We start from the raw sequence: 19,764 nt of genomic DNA, 5'->3' as shown, positions 1-19,764 counted from the left end.
ATCAGCCAGCCACCAGCCAGGCCAGCAGCCCCGCCGCCGCTGCAGCGGCCGCCACACGCCGCGCGAACTGCGGCGCATAGGTCAGCAGCAGGCCCAGGGCCAGGGCCGCAAAGGTCAGCAGGCCCAGCCAGGCGGCCACGGCCACCGAGGCATTCCAGCGCAGCAGGCAGGGCGCCAGCGATAGGGCCAGCAGCGCGTAGCCGGCCAGCCGCCAGGCCTTCAGGCGCGCGGGTGCCAGGCCTTCGGTGCCCAGCTGGTCCTGGTGCCGGTCCATGGAAGCGGCGACGACGGCAAAGCCTGCAAAGGCCAGAAAAAAGGCGGCAAGAATCATCATGACGCGCGCTCCAGCGTGGGGGCATGGCTGGCGGCGCGGGCTTGCGTGCGGGCGGCTGTAGGCAATGCAGCCGCTGCCGGCTTGCCGCGCAGCAGCCACCAGGCCACCACGCCGTGGATGGCGGCCAGGCCCAGCATCAGCAGCTCGAAGCTGGCGATGCTCCACTGCCCGTTGGCCAGGGTCTGCACCAGCGATGCGCCGCCCGTCAGCAGGTTGAGCAGGGGCAGCAGCGCATACAGCACGGCGGCCAGCGCCATCTGCTGCAGCCAGGCATTGCGGTGCGAGACCAGCAGCGGATGCAGCAGGCACAGCAGCCAGATGATGAAGAAGCCGTTGATCTCCCAATCACTGCGTGCCTGCATGGGCACGGGCAGCAGGCGGTTGAGCCAGAAGAAGCCGGCCACGGCCACCGACAGGCCCGCGATGGAGCCCACGTTGAGCACCTCCACCAGACGGTGACCGAAGGGCGTACGGCCCAGCTTGCGGCGCTCGGGCATGCGCTTGACCACCCACAGCACCATGCCCGACGCGGCCATGAAGGTGCCGACCACGCCGCTGAGCAGCAGCAGCCAGCGCATGGCCGGCTCGGCAAAGCGGCCCAGGTGCACGCCGGTGATCACGTTGCTGGTGGCGCGCACCCAGGAGATGGCGGGCGCCTCGGGGCTGGCCTGCAACTGGCCGGTCACGCCGTCGAAGCGCAGCGTCGCGGACTGGCCGCGGTTGATGAGGCTCATGCCGCCGCCTTCGCGCAGTTCGACCACCGCGCGCGAGGTGCCGGGCGCGTTGACCGTGATGCTGCCCACGCCGTGCTCGGGCCAGCGGCGCGCGCCCTCGGCCATCATGGGCGCGATATCGGCCAGCGCGGCAGCCTGGCGCTCTTGTTTGCCACCGCGCGCGCCCGGGCCCTGGTTGGCCGCCTGCCCGCGTGCACCGCGCACATCGGCGAAGTAGGCATTGGTGTCGCCGTTGTAGGCCGCCTGTATGCCCCAGGGCATGAGCATGAACATCAGCAGCACCAGGCCGCTGAAGGTGATGACGATGTGAAACGGCAATGCCAGCACGGCCGTGGCGTTGTGCGCGTCCAGCCAGGAGCGCTGGCCCTTGCGCGGGCGGAAGGTGAAGAAGTCCGTGAAGATCTTCTTGTGCGTGATCACGCCCGTGATGATGGCCACGAACATCAGCATGGTGGCGAAGCCCACGATCCAGCGGCCCCAGATGCGCGGCATGGCGTGCAGCTCGAAGTGGAAGCGGTAGAAGAAGTTGCCGGCGCGTGTCTCGCGCGGCTCCAGCTTCTCGCCCGTGGCGGCGTCGATCTCGGCGCGCTTGGTGCCTGCGCGGCCCGTGGCGGCGCCGGGCTCGCGCCAGGATGCGGCCACCGCCACCTGGCGCGGTCCGGGCAGGCCCAGCGTCCAGGTCGTGGCTTCCGGCGCGATGCGCTGCATGGCGTCCAGTGCGCGCTGCGCGGTGTCGGCGTCCTGCACCGAGCCGTGCAGCTCGGGCCGCATCCAGTCGTTGATCTCGTCGCGGAAATAGCTCAGGGTGCCCGTGAAGAACACCGCGTAGAGCAGCCAGCCCAGCAGCAGGCCGCTCCAGGTGTGCAGCCAGGACATGGACTGGCGCAGTCCCTCGGGTTTGCCGTCTGCCCTCATGCGGCGGCTCCGTTCGACAGCATCCAGGCCAGAAGTCCCAGGCCCGCGCCCGGCAGGCCGATCACGGCCCAGGCGCGCCAGGCGCTGGCGCAGCCAAAGGCCCACATGGCCGCCACGGCGTAGATGATGAAGGCCAGCAGCGTCGAGCCCAGCGCCGCATCGGCCCGTTCCACGCCCAGCCAGACCATGGCGCGCGCGCCCGTGGCGGCGCAGGCGGCCGACAGCAGATAGCCGCCGCCGATCGCCGCCAAGGCGCGCGAGGCCACGGCCACGCGGTAGCGCAGCAAGGATGGAGAGGACCCTCCCGGGGTCGAGGCTTGCATGGGGATGACCTTTCTTGCGGATCGTTGCCCGTCATGGACGCCGCGGCCGCATCGCAGGCCCGGACGGACAAAGGCGCCACAACAGTTCAAGGTCTGTGCGGCGCCGGGCGTTGGCCGCGCGCCTGAAGCACGCCGCCTGTCAAAGAGCGGGAATGATAATGATTTTTATTACCCGAGTCATTTAAAGAAATGCAAAGCCGGCCTGCTGCCACCGGCCCCGACCATCTCCCTGGCGCCTTTTCCCCTATCGCGCCCGCCCCGCCAGCCAGCGCCCGCCGAACTGGTTGATCACCATGCCCGCCAGCACGGCCAGCGTGCCCATCCACTGCATGAAGGTAGGCCGCTCGCCCAGCAGCAGCATGGCCGAGACCAGGCCCACCACGGGCACCATCAGAGACAGCGGCGCCACCGTGCCGGCCGCATAGCGCTGCAGCAGGCGCGTCCACAGGCCGTAGCCCAGCAGCGTGGCCAGCAGCGCCAGGTACAGGATGGAGGCCACGGCGGTCAGGTCGATCCCCGCCAGTTGCTGCACGACCGTATCCGCGCCATCGGTCCAGACGGCCAGGGCCATCAGCGGCGCAATGGGAAAGATGCTGCTCCAGACGATGAAGGGGAAGGGCTCGTAGGGGCCGCTGCGCGCCGCATAGCGCGTGATCATGTTGGACACGGCCCACATGCAGGCTGCGCCCACGGTCAGCAAAAAGCCGGCCAGCGTCATGGCGTTGTCGCCCTCGCCATGGGCGCTGCCAATGGCAACCAGCCCGCCCAGCGACACCACCAGGCCCAGCCAATGCCACAGGCGCGCGGGCTCGCCCAGCAGGAAGGCGGCCAGCAGCAGCGTGACGAAGGCCTGCGTCTGCAGCACCACCGAGGCCATGCCGGCCGGCATGCCCAGCTTCAGGCCCAGGAACAGCATGCCGAACTGACCCACGCCCTGCACCAGCCCATAGGCGGCCAGATAACGCCAGCCCACCGACTTGGGCGGGCGCACGAACAGCAAAAAGGGCAGCGACGCCACCACAAAGCGCAGCGCGCTCAGCAGCATGGGCGACAGCGTCAGCAGACCGAACTTCATGGCCACGAAGTTGGTGCCCCAGATCAGGATGACCAGCAGCGCACGCGCCCAGTCGCCACGGCTCAGGTGCTGCGCGGTCATGCCCTGCCCTCGGTGCAGCGGGGCCTGCAATGGTCAGGGACAGCGGCCGGCAGCACCGGCAAGGAACAGGAAGAAGGCATGGCGGGCAATGGGCAAAAAGAAAAGGGGCGGATCACATCCGCCCCCGGCGTTTGTACCACCGCAGCCCGTGCGCTGCCGGGCGGCCGTGGCTCGGCCCTGCGTTTCAGTCCGCCGCGTAGTCGATGGGGTCGTGGGCATGCTGGCGCCCCAGCGCGCCGGCCATGGCCAGCATGAAGGCCAGGCCGCGCCGCACATCGGGCTCGCGTGCCATGCGCATCAGGCCGATCAGGGTGGGCGTTTCCTCCATGGCCTGCACCTGGGCCGCCGCCATGCGTGCGGCATTGCCCGCGGCCCAGGCCCCGCCCAGGCCATCCTCGAAGGCCTTGGCGACCTTCTCGACCATGTAGTCGTCTGCCATGTCCACCAGGTCCGCCGTGGCCGACAGCAGATCGACCACGCGGTTCAGGCGCCGGCCCGCCAGCAGCGGCTCCAGCTTGCCCATCAGTTCGGCCAGCCCCTGCAGCGCGGCGTCGTCCTGCAGCAGGCCGCCAGCGGCGGGCTGCGCCACGGGAATGTCGGAAGCGATGTTCATCTCGGTGCTCCTTGTCTTCGTGCTTGGAATGACAATGCAAAGGCCCTGGCCTCAGACCAGGGCGCGGGCCACGGCCCAGTACATGCCGCGGTTGAAGCCCTTGCGCATCATCGAGCCGACCTTGGTCGGCGGCGTGGGCTTGACGTCGACCTGGTAGTCGTACCAAAGCGGCATGCCGCCGTCCAGGCCCATCTGGGCGATGGCCACCACGCGCCCGTCGTAGGCATCGCTGGTGCGGCCGAAGCGGATCTGCGAGGCGATGTTGTTCACTACCACGGGCGACTGGTTGTGGCAGGCGCCGCCGGCCTTGCTCACCGGCAGGTCCACCGTATCGCCCAGCACATAGACATGGCTCTGGCCCAGCACCTGCATGGTCTCGTGGTCGGTGGGCAGCCAGCCTTCGCCATCCTGCGCCTGCGACAGGCCGCAGTCGCGCACGGCCTGCACGGCGCGTATGGGCGGCGTGGCCATGAGGATGTCGAAGTCCTCGGCCTGGCCCTCTTCCGAGTGGGCCACCTTGGCCTCGGGGTCCACGCGCGCCAGCGTGAAGCCGCGCTGGTGGCGAATGCCGCGCTGCTCGAACACCGTGGGCAGGATCTCGCAGGTGTCCTTCTGCAGGAACAGGCAGTTGCGCAGCAGCTGCGAGACCGTGGGATAGGTGTAGACGATCTCCACCTTGTCGCGCACGCCGCGCCGGCGCAGCAGGTCGTCCAGCATCAGCGTGGTCTCTATGGGCGCGATGCCGCACTGGTGCGGCACATTGGGCGTCTTGGGAAAGGTGACGGTGACGAAGATGCGGCCCCTTTCTATGCGCGCCAGCTTGTCGGCCAGCTGCCGCGCGGGCGCGTGCTGGTAGAAGTGGTCGCCGGCCTCGGCCAGCCCTTCGATGCGCTCGGGCGAGGGCACGCAGCCCGTGGAAATCACCAGATGGTCGTAGCCGAAGCGCTTGCCGCTCTTGCAGTGCACGGCCTGCAGCGCAAAGTCGAAGCGTTCCACCTCTTCCACCTGGAAGTCGATCTCGGGCCGCAGCAGGCCGCGCTGCCTGCGCCGCAACTCGTCGCGGAAGAAGGCATTGAAGGCCACGTACATGAAGGCCGGCTTGTAGTAATGCCAGGGCGAGTTCGACAGCATGGTGATGCGCACCTTGCCCGTGACCACCTCCGGATACAGCTTGCTGACCAGGTGGTTGGCGGTCATGGTGCCGCCAATGCCCCCTCCGATGATCAAGATGTGATGCGCCATCCCTGCTACTCCTTGTGCTTTCGCCTCAGTGGAACAACCGCTGCCGCCGCACGGCGCCAGCGCCGGAAAATGCGCCGCTCAGTCAGGCTTGAGCGATCGCCACACCCCGTCCCAGAGCGCGTCGAACAGGGGCTCTATGGGCGTGTCGATGATGCCGTCCAGCCGCAGGCAGATCATGCGGATCGCGCTGCCGTACATCAGGCTGGCCGCCACCATGGGCTCCATCTGGCGGATCTCGCCATCGGTCATGCCGGCGAACACGAAGCCGCGCATGCGCACGAAGGCCGAGGCCGAGCAGATGGCCTGCTCGTCGGGCAGAAACTCGCGGTGGCGCGCATTGACCACGAAGCCCATGGCCTCGGGCTCGGCCTCGGCCAGCCCGAACAGCATGCGCAGCACCTCGCGGCAGCGCTGGGCGCTGCCCGCGTGCCGCTCCTCGATATCGTCGAGCAGCACATTCATGCGCGCCAGCAAATGCCGGTACAGCTCGCGCGCAATGCCTTCCTTGTCGGCAAAGTGGTTGTAGAAGAAACCGATGGACACGCCGGCCTCGGCGCACAGGTCCTGTATCGAGGTATTGAAGAAGCCCCGCTCCACAAACAGCCTGAGCGCCACGCGCAACGTCTGCACATGGCGCGAACCCGCGTGCGGAAAGAAGGTCCAGGCCTCGTCTTGCATGGGAACCGATAGTAGAACGAATCTTCATTCTATTTTTCACAAGCACTTGCAAACTGCACCAGGGTTTTCCAGAAAAGACGGTACCCAGTGCATCAGCCGCAATGCCTGGCCCATTCCCGGCCATTGCCCTGCGGGACCGTAGAATCCGCGCGCAGCCATTGGAGACCGAGACAACAATGACGGGCTGCACACGAATCCGACCCAAAGGCTTTTTGCAAATGCAACTCCCCATCCACGTCATCGACGCATTCACATCGGAACGATTCAAGGGCAATCAGGCCGCCGTCATTCCCCTGGATGCATGGATTGCCGATTCCACGCTGCAGGCCATTGCCGCAGAGAACAATCTCTCGGAAACCTCATTCCTGGTCTGGAGTGCCGAGCGCGACGCCTTCGAGATCCGCTGGTTCTCCCCGCTCACGGAGATCGCGTTCTGCGGCCACGCCACGCTGGCAAGCGCCTTCGTGCTGTTCGAGGCCGATCCCGCGCTGCGCAGCATCAGGTTCTGGGCCGCTGCCGTGGGCAAGGTCACCGCCACGCAGGAGGATGGCGGACGCATCGTCATGACCTTCCCGCGCCGCGATGCCAAGCCGCTGGACGAGGTGCCGGCCGCGCTGCGCGAAGGCCTGACGCCCGCACCCACGGCCTATCTTGTGAACCAGCAGGCCTACGTGGCGGTCTACGCCGCCGAGGCCGATGTGCTGGCCGTCAAGCCGGATCTGGAACGCCTCAAATCGCTGGGCCCGCTGGATGTGGTGGTGACGGCGCCTGCGGATGCGGGCGCCTCGTATGACTTCGTCAGCCGCTACTTCTGGCCCGCCAATGGCGGCGAGGAAGATCCCGTCACCGGCTCCATCCATGCGGCGCTTGCACCTTACTGGGCAGGCAGGCTGGGCAAGAGTCGCCTGGTCGGCCACCAGGCCTCGCGCCGCACGGGCACGCTGTTTTGCGAAGTGACCGATGCCAGCGTCGAGGTGGCTGGCCACTGCGCGCGTTACCTGACCGGGACCATTACCGTCTGACTGCGGGCTCGTCCCGATGGAGCCGACGCGGAAGGCGCATCAGCGCCGCAGGCAGCGACCGGCGCCATCGACAAGGCGGGCCATTTCCCTGTCCACGCCCAGGTCGGCGCAATAGGCGCCAGCACCGCGCAGTGACAGATCCAGAGTGGCTGGCTTGCTCCTGGAAACCTCGGCCCTCAGCCGAAAGCCCGCCACGTTGGGCGCGCCGTAGTCGGCCGTCTGCAGCACGCCCGCCCGAGTGTCGCGGATGGCATGGCCGTTGCCAAGGTGGTAGGCGCCCTCGTTGCCGGCCATGGCTTCGTCAAGGCAGGCAAAGGCCTGCTCGACCGAGGCGCCTTGGGGCAGGACCAGCGACGCGGTTGTGCCGGGACCCAGGGCATCGCACATGCCTGCAGAGATTGCGCAGCCGCTCAACAGGCCTGTAAGGCCCAGTACCCATATCCGCATTCACGCTTCCTTTCCAGAGGCCATGGAATCCGCGGCAGTGTATCGACCCGGCAGCGGCGCCGGGCTCGCAATGCGCAGGGAATAGTCTCTCGCCTTGCCGATACCCCCGAGACACGCAGGTACCATCCGCGCATGAGTACCCACTACGAATCCCTGTCGCAAGCCGACGCCTACCGCGACGCCTTCGACGTGGAAGCGCCCGCGGCCAGCGAGCGCAACATGACGCCGCGCAAGTCCGGCTTTTTCATCCGCAGCGTCGCCGTGGCTGCAGAGGCAGCCGCTGAACAGGCAGAACCTGCAGCTCCCGACACACCGCCTGCAGCACCCACCACTCCCGCACGCGAGCTGGTTGCCGCCCAATGGGGCCTGGTGCCGCACTGGGTGAAGTCGGCCTCCGACGGCCGGCTGCGCGCGCTCAAGCTGGTGAATGCGCGTTCCGAAACGGTGTCCACGGCCCAGGCCTTCCGCGATGCCTGGCTCAATGGCCAGCGCTGCATCGTGCCCATGGCCGCCTTTTTCGAGGATGACTACCGCAACGGCAAGGCCCTGCCCACGCGCATCTCGCGCATCGACGGCAAGCCCATGGGCGTGGCCGGCGTGTGGGCGCAGTGGACGGGCCCGGACGGCGAGGTGTTGCTGAGCTACGCCCTGCTCACGGTCAACGCCAACAGCCATGCGCTGCTGCACCGCTACCAGCAGCCCGGCGCGGAAAAGCGCATGCCGGCGATTCTCAACGAAGGCGCCTACGACGCCTGGCTCAACGCGCGCGTGGAAAAGGCGCGCGAGTTCATGCGCCAGTACCCGTCCAACTGGCTCACCGCCAATCCGGTGGAGCGCAAGGCCGACAAGCGGCCTCCAGGCCTGATGGGCTGACGGGCTGACGGGCTGACGGGCTGACGGGCTGACGGGCTGGCGCATGGCCCTTGTCCCGCGCGCTACGGCGCCTTGGGCAACGCGTTGATGGAGCGCAGGATGTCGCGCGTGATGTCCTGGCGCTTGGGCAGGTCGGCCAGCCGGTGGGGCGTGTCCATGTTCATGGCGAAGAACACGGGGCCGGCCGGCCATTCCACCCAGCCCACCCACCAGCCGATACGGCCCGTCCAGCCGGTTTTGGCGCGCAGTATCCAGTCCGGGCCCGCCTCGTTGATCATCACGTCCTTCACCAGCCGCTGGCGCTCCACCGGCAAGGGCAGCCGATTGCGGTACAGCCGCTGCAGGAAGGCCACCTGCTCCAGTGCCGAGATGGCCAGGTCGCCCTCCACCCAGAACGGCGCCTCGCCCGTGGCCAGCGCATTGCCGTAATCAATCTTGCGCATGTAGGCAGCCTCACGCGCGCTGCCAAGCTCCCTGGCAAAGCCTTCGTACACCCAGACGGTGGAGTTGCGCATGGCAGAGCGCAGGTCCTGATCGGCATTCCAGGCCGGCAATTGGCGCTTCACGCCATCCCAGGGAATGCGCTGGAATTCATCCCGCAGCAGCCCGGCATCCAGCGCGAACAGGCTGTGCGGGATCTTGAAGGTGGAAGCGGGCGAGTAGCGCCGCGCCGCGCGGTCACGGTTGTGGACGTAGATGGCTTCGGCCTGGCCTCTGGCATCGACCACGACGATGCTGCCATCGACCTTGGCATCGGCAAAGAAGCGGTCCCATTCGGGCTTGTCCTGCAGTTCGGCAGCCGCCAGCGCCGCCTGTGACAGACAGGCGAGCAGCGCGGCGCACATCAGATTTCTTCGATTCATGCAGGCAGTTTAAGAGCTGCACCACCGCACGGCGATGGTGCACCGCCCCCCCCCGGCTGCCCTGTTTTGACTCGCTGTTTTCCCGTTTTGGTGTTCCGGCCGCATCGCGCGGGCCCCAAGGGCCCCGTGTGCGCTGGCACGACTTGTGCAAGGCCGCTGCAGGCCGGCCAATGCAGCCATGGCGGCAACGGCAGACGGCCCCATGACCACAACAAACAAGGGAGTCATTGCATGCACAGGTGCGCACGGGCATTGAGAACATTGGTGGCGGGAGGATGGGTCGCGGTCCTGGGTGCGGCGCAGACGGCGCAGGCGGCCGAGCAGGCGATCACGCGGCCGTCGCTGGTGGCGGTGGAATCCATCAGCGCCGTGGACACGGTCTGGCTGATGACGGCCACGGTGCTGGTGCTGCTGATGACGCTGCCCGGCATTGCGCTGTTCTATGCGGGGATGGTCCGCCGCAAGAACGTGCTCAACACCATGGCCAGCGTGGTGGCGATTGCCTGCCTGGTGAGCATTCTGTGGTTTGCACTCGGCTACTCGCTGGCCTTCACGCCCGGCAATGCGTGGATAGGCGGTGATTCGCGCGCCTGGTTCGCGGGGCTGGATTTCAACGCCGCCAAGGGCCTGGTGGCCGTGAGCCACCTGGCGCCGCATGTGCCCGAAGCAGCCTATGCCATGTTCCAGCTGGCCTTTGCCGTGATCACCGCCGCCTTGCTGGTGGGCGCCTGGGTGGAGCGCATGCGCTTCGGTGCCATGCTGATCTTTGTGGGCCTGTGGAGCCTGCTGGTGTATGCGCCGGTGGCGCACTGGGTGTGGGAGCCCGGCGGCTGGCTGGCGCGCATGGGCGCGCTGGACTTTGCCGGAGGCACCGTGGTGCATGTGAACGCGGGCGTGGCCGGCCTGGTCTGCGCCTGGTTCCTGCGGCCGCGCCGCGGCTACGGGCACGAGCCCTTCGAGCCCTACAACCTGGCATTGACCATGATGGGCGCGGCCCTGCTGTGGATGGGCTGGTTCGGCTTCAACGCCGGCTCATCGCTGGCCGGGGACAGCCGGGCGGCACTGGCGCTGGCCGTCACCCACATTGCCGCGAGCGCGGGCGCCCTGGCCTGGTCGCTGGCCGAGTATGTGGTGCGCGGCAAGGCCACGCTGCTGGGCCTGTGCTCGGGGCTGGTCGGCGGCCTGGTGGCGATCACGCCGGCGGCCGGCTTCGTGACGCCGCTGTCGGCGCTGTGCATCGGCCTGATCGCCGGTGTCGCCTGCTACTGGGGCGCCACGGGCCTCAAGCGGCTGCTGGGTGCGGACGATTCGCTGGATGTGTTTGGCGTGCATGGCGTGGGCGGCATCGTGGGCTCGCTGCTGACCGGCGTGTTTGCCAGTCCGCAGATCGGCGGCGTGCAGGGCAGCGTGCTCACCCAGGCCGTGAGCGTGCTGGCCGTGTCCTTGTTCACGCTGGTGGCCACGGCCGTGCTGCTGTGGCTGCTGGACATGCTGATCGGGCTGCGCGTGGATGAGGAAAGCGAACTGCAGGGCCTGGACCTGGCGCTGCACCGCGAGCGCCTGAGTGGATGAACGGCCGAGCCGCAAAGCGGCCCGGCGCCCGATGATCGTCAAACCGAAGGAGTGCCCACTACATGCCCGAAAGCGAACTCCTGGCCATTGCCGCGCACCTGCATGTGCTGCTGCGCAGAAGCTGCGGCCGCGTGACCGATACCGAATGGCTGGCGGCCAATGCCGAATACGCCGCCGAAATCATCCGCTTCGCCCGGGAGCAGGAAGGGACGCGCAGCACGCCCGAACTGGTGGACTGGACCCACCGCTTCGAAGCCGCCTGGAATGCCGCGCTGGCCGGGAACGCCGAGCGCTCGCCGCTCATGCAGCGCGCCGGCGAGCTGATGCGCCAGCGCGCGGAAAACCGCAAGTACGTGGGCACGCTGCGCTAGCGTCTTGCTTGATCAGGCCGGTGGAGCGGGCACGGAGTGCAGCAGCACGGGCGCGTCGCCATCGCCGTTGACGCTTTCCAGCTGCACGCCAAAGCCCCACAGGCGCGCTGCATGCTTGAGCACTTCCAGCGCATCGTCGGACAGGGGCCGGCCCTGGTAGCGCGTGTGGCGCAGTGTCAGGCAGCGGTCGCCGCGCAGGTTCACGTTCCAGACCTGGATATTGGGCTCGCGCGCACCCAGGTCGTACTGCTGCGACAGGGTCTGGCGCAGGGTGCGGTAGCCGTCGTCGTCGTGGATGGCGCTGACCAGCAGCTCGCGTTCGCTGGCATCGTCATGGATGGAGAACAGCCGCATGTCGCGCATCAGCTGCGGGCTCAGGTACTGGCCGACAAAGCTCTCGTCCTTGAAGTTCTGCATGGCGTGGTGCAGCGCCGGCAGCCAGGGCGTGCCGGCCAGGTCGGGGAACCAGCGGCGGTCTTCCTCGGTCGGGTCCTGGCAGATGCGGCGGATGTCGCGGTACATGGCAAAGCCCAGCGCATAGGGATTGATGCCGCTGTAGGCGCGGTGGCCGGCCGGGGGCTGGTAGATCACGTTGGTGTGGGAGGACAGCCATTCGATCATCACGCCGTCGGTCAGCCAGCCTTCGTCGTACAGGGTGTTGAGCAGGGTGTAGTGCCAGAACGTGGCCCAGCCCTCGTTCATCACCTGGGTCTGGCGCTGCGGGTAGAAGTACTGGGCGATCTTGCGCACGATGCGCACGATCTCGCGCTGCCAGGGCTCCAGCAGCGGGGCGTTCTTCTCGATGAAGTACAGCAGGTTTTCCTCGGGCTCCTTGGGAAAGCGCTCGCTGTGCTGCGCCGCGCTGTCCTTGCCCGGGCGGGCCGGCAGGGTGCGCCACAGCTCGTTGACCTGCTGCTGGGCATAGGCCTCGCGCTGCTCGCGCTCGGCCCGCTCGCGCGCCAGGCTTTTCTTGGAGGGGCGGCGGTAGCGGTCCACGCCCAGGTTGGACAGGGCGTGGCAGGAGTCCAGCCATTGCTCCACCGTCGTCAGGCCGTGGCGCTCCTCGCACTGGGAGATGAAGTCGCGCGCATAGACCAGGTAGTCGATGATGCTGCCCGCATCCGTCCACATGCCGAACAGGTAGTTGTTCTTGAAGAAGCTGTTGTGGCCGTACGCCGCATGGGCGATCACCAGGGCCTGCATGGCGGTGGTGTTCTCCTCCATCAGATAGCTGATGCAGGGGTTGGAGTTGATGACGATCTCGTAGGCCAGACCCATGTGGCCGCGCCGGTAGCGCCGCTCCGTCGCCATGTACTCCTTGCCATAGCTCCAGTGGCGGTAACCCACGGGCATGCCCACGCTGGCGTAGGCGTCCATCATCTGCTCGGCCGAGATCACTTCCAGCTGGTTGGGATAGGTGTCCAGGCCGTAGCGCTCTGCCGTGGCCGCAATCGCTGCGTGATAGCGTTCGATGAGCTCGAAGGTCCAGTCGCTGGGATCGGGCAGAGGCTCGGCTGGCCGCGCCCCCGCCGGCAGCGGAGCGGAGGGCACGATGCGCTGGGCCCGGTCGCTGGCCAGATGGGATTTCCACTGCGGCGTGGCATGGCGGGGCGCCAGCACGGGATAGTGAGAGAGGTTCATACCGATACCCCCTCTTTCTTGAACAGGTCGCGGAACACGGGATAGATCTCGCTGGCGTCCGACACCTTGCGCATGGCGAAGTGCGAGAACAGCGGCAGCACCTGGCTGTACTCCTGCCACAGGCTCTGCTCTTCCTGCACCACCTGCACATAGGCGAAGTAGCGCACCAGCGGCAGGATTTTCTCGACCAGCAGGTTGCGGCAGTTGGAGCCGTCGTCGCCGAAGTTGTCGCCATCGCTGGCCTGGGCCACGTAGATGTTCCAGTCCCCGGACGGATAGCGCGCGCGGATGATCTGGTCCAGCAGCACCAGCGCACTGCTGACCACCGTGCCGCCGCTTTCCTGGGAGTGGAAGAACTCGTCCTCGCTGACCTCGGCCGCCTGCGTGTGGTGGCGGATGAAGACGATGTCGATCTTCTCGTAGTGCCGTGTCAGGAACAGGTACAGCAGGATGAAGAAGCGCTTGGCCAGGTCCTTGCGGTCCTGGTCCATGGAGCCGGACACATCCATCACGCAGAACATCACGGCCTGGCTGATGGGAGCAGGCACGCGCGTGCGGTTGCGAAACCGCAGGTCGATGGGGTCGAGAAAGGCCACCGTGCCCATGCGCAGCTTCAGCGCATCGATGCGCTGCTGCAGCTCGGCCGCCGCCTCGCTGGTGCCATCGTCCTGCGCCAGCAGCGCTTGCAGCTGCTCTTCCAGTGCCTTGAGTTCGCGGTGCGGCGCCTTGGTCAGCGCAATGCGACGGCCCAGGGCGCCGCGCATGGTGCGCAGCAGGGCCAGGTTGTGCGGCGTGCCGTCGTGGCTGTAGCCGGCGCGGCGCGTCTTGTACTGCATGGTGTTGCCGATGTGGGTGCGCAGCAGGCGCGGCAGGGCCAGGTCTTCAAAGAACAGTTCCATGAACTCTTCCTTGGTCAGGGTGAAGGTGAAGTCGTCCTCGCCCTCGCCGCTGTCGCTGGCCTGGGAGCCGCCGCCGCCTGCGCCGCCCTGCGGCCGGGCAATGCGGTCGCCGCGCACATGCTCGGTGTTGCCCGGGTGCACCGTGTCATGGACGCCGCCCTGCCCGTGGTGGAACACGGGCTCGCGGATGTCCTTGCGCGGGATGGAGACGCTCTCGGACTCCTCCATGTGGCGGATGCCGCGCTTGTCCACCGCGCGGCGCACCGCCTCGGCGATCTGCGCCTTGTAGCGGCGCACGAAGCGCTCGCGGTTGCCCACCGACTTGTTCTTGCCGGCCAGCCTGCGATCGATGATTTGCAATGCCATCTGTTCCCCCCAGCCCGGGCGCGCCGAAGGGCGGCGCACCCACCCGTCAGTTGCTCTTGCGAACGCGCAGGTACCACTCGCACAGCAGGCGCACCTGCTTGGACGTATAGCCCTTGGCCTCCATGCGGGTGACGAAGTCCTCGTGCTTGCGCGCGTCCTCGGCACTGGCCTTGGCGTTGAAGCTGATCACGGGCAGCAGCTCCTCGGTATTGGAGAACATCTTCTTCTCTATCACCACGCGCAGCTTCTCGTAGCTGGTCCAGCTGGGGTTCTTGCCCTGGTTGTTGGCCCGCGCGCGCAGCACGAAGTTGACGATCTCGTTGCGGAAGTCCTTGGCATTGGCAATGCCCGCGGGCTTCTCGACCTTCTCCATCTCGGCATTGAGCGCGTTGCGGTCGAAGGCCTCGCCGGTATCGTTGTCGCGGTACTCGCTGTCCTGTATCCAGTAGTCGGCATAGGTGACGTAGCGGTCGAAGATGTTCTGGCCGTACTCGCTGTAGCTCTCCAGATAGGCAGTCTGGATTTCCTTGCCGATGAACTCGGCATAGTGCGGCGACAGGTACTCCTTGATGTAGCTGGTGTACTTGGTCTCCAGCTCGGCCGGGAACTGCTCGCGCTCGATCTGCTGCTCCAGCACATACATCAGGTGCACCGGGTTGGCCGCCACCTCGGTGCTGTCGTAGTTGAAGACCTTGGACAGGATCTTGAACGCGAAGCGCGTGGAGATGCCCGACATGCCCTCGTCCACGCCCGCATAGTCGCGGTACTCCTGGAAGCTCTTGGCGCGCGGGTCCGTGTCCTTGAGGCTCTCGCCGTCATACACCTGCATCTTGCTGAAGATGCTGGAGTTCTCGGGCTCCTTCAGCCGCGTGAGCACGGCGAACTGGGCCATCATCTTGAGCGTGCCGGGCGCGCACACGGCGCTGGCCAGGGACGACTCGCGGATCAGCTTCTCGTAGATGCGCACCTCCTCGGAAACACGCAGGCAGTACGGCACCTTGACGATGTAGACGCGGTCCAGGAAGGCCTCGTTGTTGCGGTTGTTGCGAAAGGCCTTCCACTCGCTCTCGTTGCTGTGGGCCAGCACCATGCCGTCGAAGGGAATGGCGCCAAAGCCTTCCGTTCCCTTGTAGTTGCTCTCCTGCGTGGCCGTCAGCAGCGGGTGCAGCACCTTGATGGGCGCCTTGAACATTTCCACGAACTCCAGCAGGCCCTGGTTGGCCAGGCACAGGCCGCCCGAGTAGCTGTAGGCGTCGGTGTCGTCCTGCGCGAAGTTCTCCAGCTTGCGGATGTCCACCTTGCCCACCAGGCTGGAGATGTCCTGGTTGTTCTCGTCGCCGGGCTCGGTCTTGGCAATGCCCACCTGCCTGGAGATGCTGGGATAGCGCTTGACCACGCGGAACTGGCGGATGTCGCCGCCCAGCTCCTCCAGGCGCTTGACGGCCCAGGGCGACAGCACATGGTTGAGGCAGCGCCGGGGAATGCCGAACTGCTCCTCCAGCAGCGGCCCGTCCTCCACCGGATCGAACAGGCCCAGCGGCGACTCGTTCACGGGCGAGCCCTTGAGGGCGTAGAACGGCACCTTCTGCATCAGGTATTTGAGGCGCTCGGCGATGGAGCTCTTGCCACCGCCCACGGGACCCAGCAGATAGAGGATCTGCTTGCGCTCTTCCAGGCCCTGGGCCGCATGGCGGAAGAAGCTCACCACCTGCTCGATGGAGTCTTCCATGCCGTAGAACTCGGCAAAGGCCGGATAGCGCCGGATGACCTTGTTGGCAAACAGCCGCGACTGGCGTGGATCATTGCGCGTGTCCACCATTTCAGGTTCGCCGATGGCTGCCAGCATGCGCTGGGCAGCACCTTCGTATGCCATGGGATCGCGCTGGCACAGGGCGAGAAATTCGTCCAGCGACATCTCTTCTTCGCGAAGGCGAACGTAACGTGCAGCCGAGTTGCTGATGACATCCATACGACCTCTCCCGGCGGCACCCGAGGGCGAACAGTGCCGCGAAGTTGCAAGGCATTCGCTACCGTGTGGAACTGTTGTAGCACCTTGCATCGGCTTTGAATAGCTCATACGTCCCACATGTCTGCATTGCGCGCGAGGTCACAATGTCAGGTTCCTGGACTACCCCGCTTTTTGCGGCGCCGGGACAGGGGCTTCAGCCAGCCGGGCCTTCAGCAAGGCCCGTGAATACAGCGCCTGACGCTCCCACTTTTGACAAATGATAGTCCGCACTCACACAGCGGCACAGGCCCGAATTCAGAACCGATGTCTCCTGCCGACAACCCCCTACTTGCCGCCGGTCGCCCATCGCGCAAACTGGCTGCCGTGACGCCGATGCACCTGCTGTGGGCCATGTGCCTGGTGCTCGGCCTGCTGCTCGCCCTGCTGGCACCGGGCCTGGCCAAGGCCGCACCGGCAGCAGGCCCTTTGGGTGCCTTGCAGGGCACGCTGGGCGGTGGCTCCGCGTCCGACAAGGAACGAAGCAACGCCATTCAGGCCCAACTGGATGCCGCCGCATCGGCCACAAAGGAAGCCGATGCACTGGCGCAGGAACTGGACCGCCTGCGCGCCAGGGCACGCACGCCCGTGCCTACCCTGCCCGCGCCGCTGAGCGACGAGCAACTGGGCAGCCTGTTCGATCGCTGGAAGGAACGCGTTCCCGCCAACGCCAGCCAGGAAGTGCTGGAACGCCTGCTGGCCGATGAGCGCGATGCCATCGCCGCACTCAAGGTGGGCATCGAAAAATCCGCGGCCGACCAGGCCAACCTGGTTTCGCAGCCCGGCCCGGGGCGGATCGATCTGTCCATCCTCCAGCAACGCGCGCAGGAAAACGCCGAGCCCGTGACCGCCGAGCCCGGCGAAGCCCCCGACCTCACCCAGGCCCGCCAGGCACGGCGCAGCGCAGAGCACCGCCGCGCCCTGCTGGAGCTGGCGCTGCGCCAGGAAGAGCAGTCCACCATCGAAGCCCGCCAGCGCCTGCTGGCCGCCCAGTTGCAGGCCCAGCGCCGCGAGCTGCTGGAGCGCATGCCGCGCGCCGCCTGGCTGACCCAGCGCATTGCCGAGCGCAGCCGCCAGCAACTGGAGCAGCAGGTGCAGGAGATGGAGCTGGCCGCCCAGCACGCTTCCGCCGCCGATCCCGCCATACGCGACCTGGCCCAGCGCAATGCGGCGCTGGCCGCGCAGATCCTCAAGAACTCCAATGAACTGGCGCAGGAGCGCAAGACCCTGGCCAATGACGAATATGTCCGCGACCAATTGAGCGCCACGCTGCGCGACACCCAGGCACGCCTGCGGCTGGGCGGTGGCAGCGCGGCCGTGGGCCAGTGGCTGTGGCAGCAGCGCGTGGAGCTGTCCTCCGGCAACACCTTGCAGTCCAGGCACCGCGCCGTGCAGCGCCAGCTGGCCGAGCTGCGGCTGATGCTGTTCAACTCCAGCAAATGGCGCCAGAACCCCGGCGCGGACACGGCGGCACAGGCCCCGGCCGACGCTGCGGATGCAGGCGGCGTGGCGGCACCTGAACCTGCCGCCAGCGCCACCACGGCCATCAATGCCTCCACCTCGGCACAGCAGACCGCCCTGCTGGCCCGGCAGGTGGCGCTCACCGATCAATTGCAGCCCGTTTTGCTGCGCCGCATTGCCGTGCTGGAGCAGACCGATGAAGCCCTGCGCGCCGCCCTGCGCAGTGGCAACGAACTGCGCCAGGTGCTGGACAAGGAACTGCTGTGGTTCCCCAGCCACCGGCCTATGGACCGCACCTGGCTCAGCGAGTGGCAGGCGCTGGAGCAGGACATCGAAGGCAGCAGCTCCCCCTGGAAGACCGCGCGCGCCCTGGCCGCCAGCATCTGGAACGATCCCTGGGCCTTTGGCGCCGTCGGCCTGATAGTGGCCCTGCTGCTGGGCCTGCGCCGCTACGCGCTGCGCCAGCTGCAGTCCATCGCCGTGCGCGTGGGCGACTTCATGCGCGACAACTTCGGGCTGAGCCTGCTCGCGCTGGGCTGGAGCCTGCTCTACACCCTGCCCTGGAGCTTTGCGGCCGCGGCGCTGGGCAGCCTGCTGCAAGGCCCCGAAACCGTGGGCACGGCGCTGGAGCCGCTGGGCGCCACCCTGGTCCAGCTCAGCGATTTCATCTTCGTGGCCACCTTGCTCAACGCCCTGTTCTGCCCAGGCGGGCTGGCACTGGCCCACTTCGGCTGGCCGGCCGCTCGCGTGCAGATGCTGCGCCAGATGGTGCGCCGCGCCGCCTGGCTGATCGTGCCCGCCGAACTGCTGGGCGGCCTGGCCTTCTACAGCCATGACAACCACGCCATCAGCACCTGGGGCCGCATCTCCATCCTCATGCTGTCGCTGGGCCTGGCCTGGATGGCCTGGCTGTACTTTCGCCGTGTCATGCAGCAAAAGCGGCCCGGCATCCACTGGGGCCAGATCGTCAGCGTGGTGCTGATGCTCATGCTCAGCGCGCTGGCCGTGGGCATCGTGCTCGGCTATGTCTACACGGCCACCGAATTCATCCAGGCCCTGATGGCCAGCTTCGTGTTCCTGGGCGCGGTCGAGGTCGTGGTCAACCTGCTGCGGCGCTGGCTGCTGCTGGGCGAACGGCGCCTGGCGCTGAACCGGCTGCGCGAAGCCGCCAGGCTGGCCCAGAGCGGCTCGGGCGTGGACACCGGCAAGGCACCCACCGACGAAGCCACCCAGATGGCACTGGTCACCGTGGGCGCCCAGGCGCACCGGCTGCTGGGCCTGCTGCAGCAGGTGCTGGTCGTGCTGACCCTGGTCTACGCCTGGCTGCCCGTGCTGCCTGCGCTGCTGCGCTCGGAAGGCGTGGTGCTCTGGTACACCACCAACACCGGCGCCGACGGCATTGCGCATGCCGCCCCCGTGAGCCTGATGGACGCGCTGCTGGGCGTGATGATCCTGCTGCTCACCTTCAGCTTTGCACGCAACCTGCCGGGCCTGCTGGAAGTGACGCTGTCGGCCTCCAACCGCATCAGCAGCTCCGCGCGCTACACCCTGGCCACGCTGGCGCGCTACGCCATCACCATCGCGGGCACGGTCAGCGCCTTCACGCTGCTGGGCCTGCGCTGGGGCCAGCTGCAGTGGATGGTGGCGGCGCTCACCGTGGGCCTGGGCTTCGGCCTGCAGGAGATCTTCGCCAACTTCGTTTCCGGCCTGATCCTGCTGGTGGAGCGCCCCTTCCGCGTGGGCGATGTCATCACCATCGACACCCTCACCGGCACCGTCACGCGCATCCGCACGCGGGCCACCACGGTGCTGGACTTCGACAACAAGGAAATCGTCATCCCCAACAAGACCTTCATCACCGGCCAGGTGACGAACTGGACCTTGAGCGACGACGTGACCCGCCTGGTGATCGACGTGCCCGTGGCCCACGGCAATGACCCCGAGCGAGTGCGCGACATGCTGCTGGCCATTGCCAGGGAACACCCCCAGGTGCTGCGCGACCCCGAGCCCAACTGCTGGTTCATGGCGCTGGAAGGCAACGGCCAGCGGTTCGAGCTGCGCGCCTACGTGGGCAAGGTCGAAGACCGCCTGCCCGTGCGCCACGACCTCAACCGCCGCGTCAACGACCGGCTCAAGGACGCTGGCATTGCCGTGGCCTTCCCGCAGCTGGACCTGCATGTGCGCAACATGCCGGCAAATCCTGCGGGGCAGCCGGCGCAGCAGACACCGCCCCAGCCGGCTGCATGAGA

Annotated in this window: 17 protein-coding genes; 5 read left to right on the top strand and 12 right to left on the bottom strand. The window is 67.3% G+C overall.

From position 1 onward, the window contains the following. Nucleotide 1: 1 nt before the first annotated feature. From KDK82_RS28290 to KDK82_RS28260, 7 genes are all read right to left on the bottom strand, one after another. The gene (locus KDK82_RS28290; protein WP_088166825.1) at nt 2-334 is read right to left on the bottom strand and encodes a DUF3325 family protein; all 333 of its coding nucleotides are present in this window, start codon (nt 332-334) and stop codon (nt 2-4) included. Next, nucleotides 331-1,983, bottom strand: a complete 1,653-nt coding sequence (locus tag KDK82_RS28285) for a PepSY domain-containing protein (protein WP_088166824.1) — start codon at nt 1,981-1,983, stop codon at nt 331-333. The genes KDK82_RS28290 and KDK82_RS28285 overlap by 4 nt, the downstream gene beginning before the upstream one ends. Then, nucleotides 1,980-2,306 carry a DUF3649 domain-containing protein gene (locus KDK82_RS28280; protein WP_012204261.1) on the bottom strand — a complete coding sequence of 109 codons (327 nt, stop codon included), beginning with the start codon at nt 2,304-2,306 and terminating at the stop codon, nt 1,980-1,982. Before KDK82_RS28280 ends, KDK82_RS28285 begins: the two co-directional genes overlap by 4 nt. 244 nt (nt 2,307-2,550) lie before the next feature. Next, the gene (locus KDK82_RS28275; RefSeq protein ID WP_013803501.1) at nt 2,551-3,462 is read right to left on the bottom strand and encodes an O-acetylserine/cysteine exporter; all 912 of its coding nucleotides are present in this window, start codon (nt 3,460-3,462) and stop codon (nt 2,551-2,553) included. Nucleotides 3,463-3,646: 184 nt separating this feature from the next. Beyond that, nucleotides 3,647-4,075, bottom strand: coding sequence for a DUF1641 domain-containing protein (locus KDK82_RS28270; RefSeq protein WP_088166823.1), 429 nt, complete (start codon nt 4,073-4,075; stop codon nt 3,647-3,649). A 51-nt stretch (nt 4,076-4,126) separates the two neighbouring features. Beyond that, a complete protein-coding gene (locus KDK82_RS28265; RefSeq protein ID WP_088166822.1) occupies nt 4,127-5,317 on the bottom strand; it encodes an FAD/NAD(P)-binding oxidoreductase in 1,191 nt (396 codons plus the stop codon). Between the two features lie 78 nt (nt 5,318-5,395). Continuing rightward, a complete protein-coding gene (locus KDK82_RS28260; RefSeq protein ID WP_012204257.1) occupies nt 5,396-5,995 on the bottom strand; it encodes a TetR/AcrR family transcriptional regulator in 600 nt (199 codons plus the stop codon). A 218-nt stretch (nt 5,996-6,213) separates the two neighbouring features. Between KDK82_RS28260 and KDK82_RS28255 the strand changes: the two genes are divergently transcribed. Further along, nucleotides 6,214-7,017, top strand: coding sequence for a PhzF family phenazine biosynthesis protein (locus KDK82_RS28255; RefSeq protein ID WP_088166821.1), 804 nt, complete (start codon nt 6,214-6,216; stop codon nt 7,015-7,017). A 39-nt stretch (nt 7,018-7,056) separates the two neighbouring features. Here the strand turns inward: KDK82_RS28255 and KDK82_RS28250 are convergent, their stop codons facing one another. After that, nucleotides 7,057-7,464 (bottom strand): hypothetical protein, encoded by a 408-nt coding sequence (locus KDK82_RS28250; protein WP_088166820.1) that lies wholly within the window; start codon nt 7,462-7,464, stop codon nt 7,057-7,059. Nucleotides 7,465-7,596: 132 nt separating this feature from the next. Here KDK82_RS28250 and KDK82_RS28245 point away from each other — a divergent pair, with 132 nt between their 5' ends. Continuing rightward, nucleotides 7,597-8,337, top strand: coding sequence for an SOS response-associated peptidase (locus KDK82_RS28245; RefSeq protein WP_013803506.1), 741 nt, complete (start codon nt 7,597-7,599; stop codon nt 8,335-8,337). Nucleotides 8,338-8,399: 62 nt separating this feature from the next. Here KDK82_RS28245 and blaOXA read toward each other — a convergent pair whose 3' ends face one another. After that, nucleotides 8,400-9,200: a class D beta-lactamase gene (gene blaOXA / locus KDK82_RS28240; protein WP_256974567.1), complete on the bottom strand. Its 801-nt coding sequence runs from the start codon at nt 9,198-9,200 to the stop codon at nt 8,400-8,402. Between the two features lie 231 nt (nt 9,201-9,431). Between blaOXA and KDK82_RS28235 the strand changes: the two genes are divergently transcribed. Together KDK82_RS28235 and KDK82_RS28230 are read left to right on the top strand one after the other, a co-directional pair. Then, nucleotides 9,432-10,772 carry an ammonium transporter gene (locus tag KDK82_RS28235; RefSeq protein ID WP_088166818.1) on the top strand — a complete coding sequence of 447 codons (1,341 nt, stop codon included), beginning with the start codon at nt 9,432-9,434 and terminating at the stop codon, nt 10,770-10,772. 62 nt (nt 10,773-10,834) lie between these two features. Further along, complete coding sequence (locus KDK82_RS28230; RefSeq protein ID WP_088166817.1) at nt 10,835-11,143, top strand: hypothetical protein; 309 nt, start codon at nt 10,835-10,837, stop codon at nt 11,141-11,143. Between the two features lie 12 nt (nt 11,144-11,155). Here KDK82_RS28230 and KDK82_RS28225 read toward each other — a convergent pair whose 3' ends face one another. The 3 genes from KDK82_RS28225 to KDK82_RS28215 are packed head-to-tail and all read right to left on the bottom strand — an operon-like array spanning nt 11,156 to nt 16,018. Beyond that, nucleotides 11,156-12,784: a SpoVR family protein gene (locus KDK82_RS28225; protein ID WP_012204249.1), complete on the bottom strand. Its 1,629-nt coding sequence runs from the start codon at nt 12,782-12,784 to the stop codon at nt 11,156-11,158. Next, nucleotides 12,781-14,049, bottom strand: coding sequence for a YeaH/YhbH family protein (locus KDK82_RS28220; protein ID WP_012204248.1), 1,269 nt, complete (start codon nt 14,047-14,049; stop codon nt 12,781-12,783). Before KDK82_RS28220 ends, KDK82_RS28225 begins: the two co-directional genes overlap by 4 nt. Nucleotides 14,050-14,095: 46 nt before the next feature. After that, the gene (locus KDK82_RS28215; RefSeq protein WP_012204247.1) at nt 14,096-16,018 is read right to left on the bottom strand and encodes a PrkA family serine protein kinase; all 1,923 of its coding nucleotides are present in this window, start codon (nt 16,016-16,018) and stop codon (nt 14,096-14,098) included. Between the two features lie 372 nt (nt 16,019-16,390). Here KDK82_RS28215 and KDK82_RS28210 point away from each other — a divergent pair, with 372 nt between their 5' ends. Beyond that, nucleotides 16,391-19,762: a mechanosensitive ion channel domain-containing protein gene (locus KDK82_RS28210; RefSeq protein ID WP_088166816.1), complete on the top strand. Its 3,372-nt coding sequence runs from the start codon at nt 16,391-16,393 to the stop codon at nt 19,760-19,762. Nucleotides 19,763-19,764 lie beyond the last annotated feature (2 nt).

The sequence above is a fragment of the Delftia sp. K82 genome, assembly GCF_002193035.1.
GTDB lineage: Bacteria > Pseudomonadota > Gammaproteobacteria > Burkholderiales > Burkholderiaceae_C > Comamonas > Comamonas acidovorans.
The sequence above is the reverse complement of the archived record's forward strand: the minus strand, read 5'-3'. Positions and strand labels throughout refer to the sequence as shown.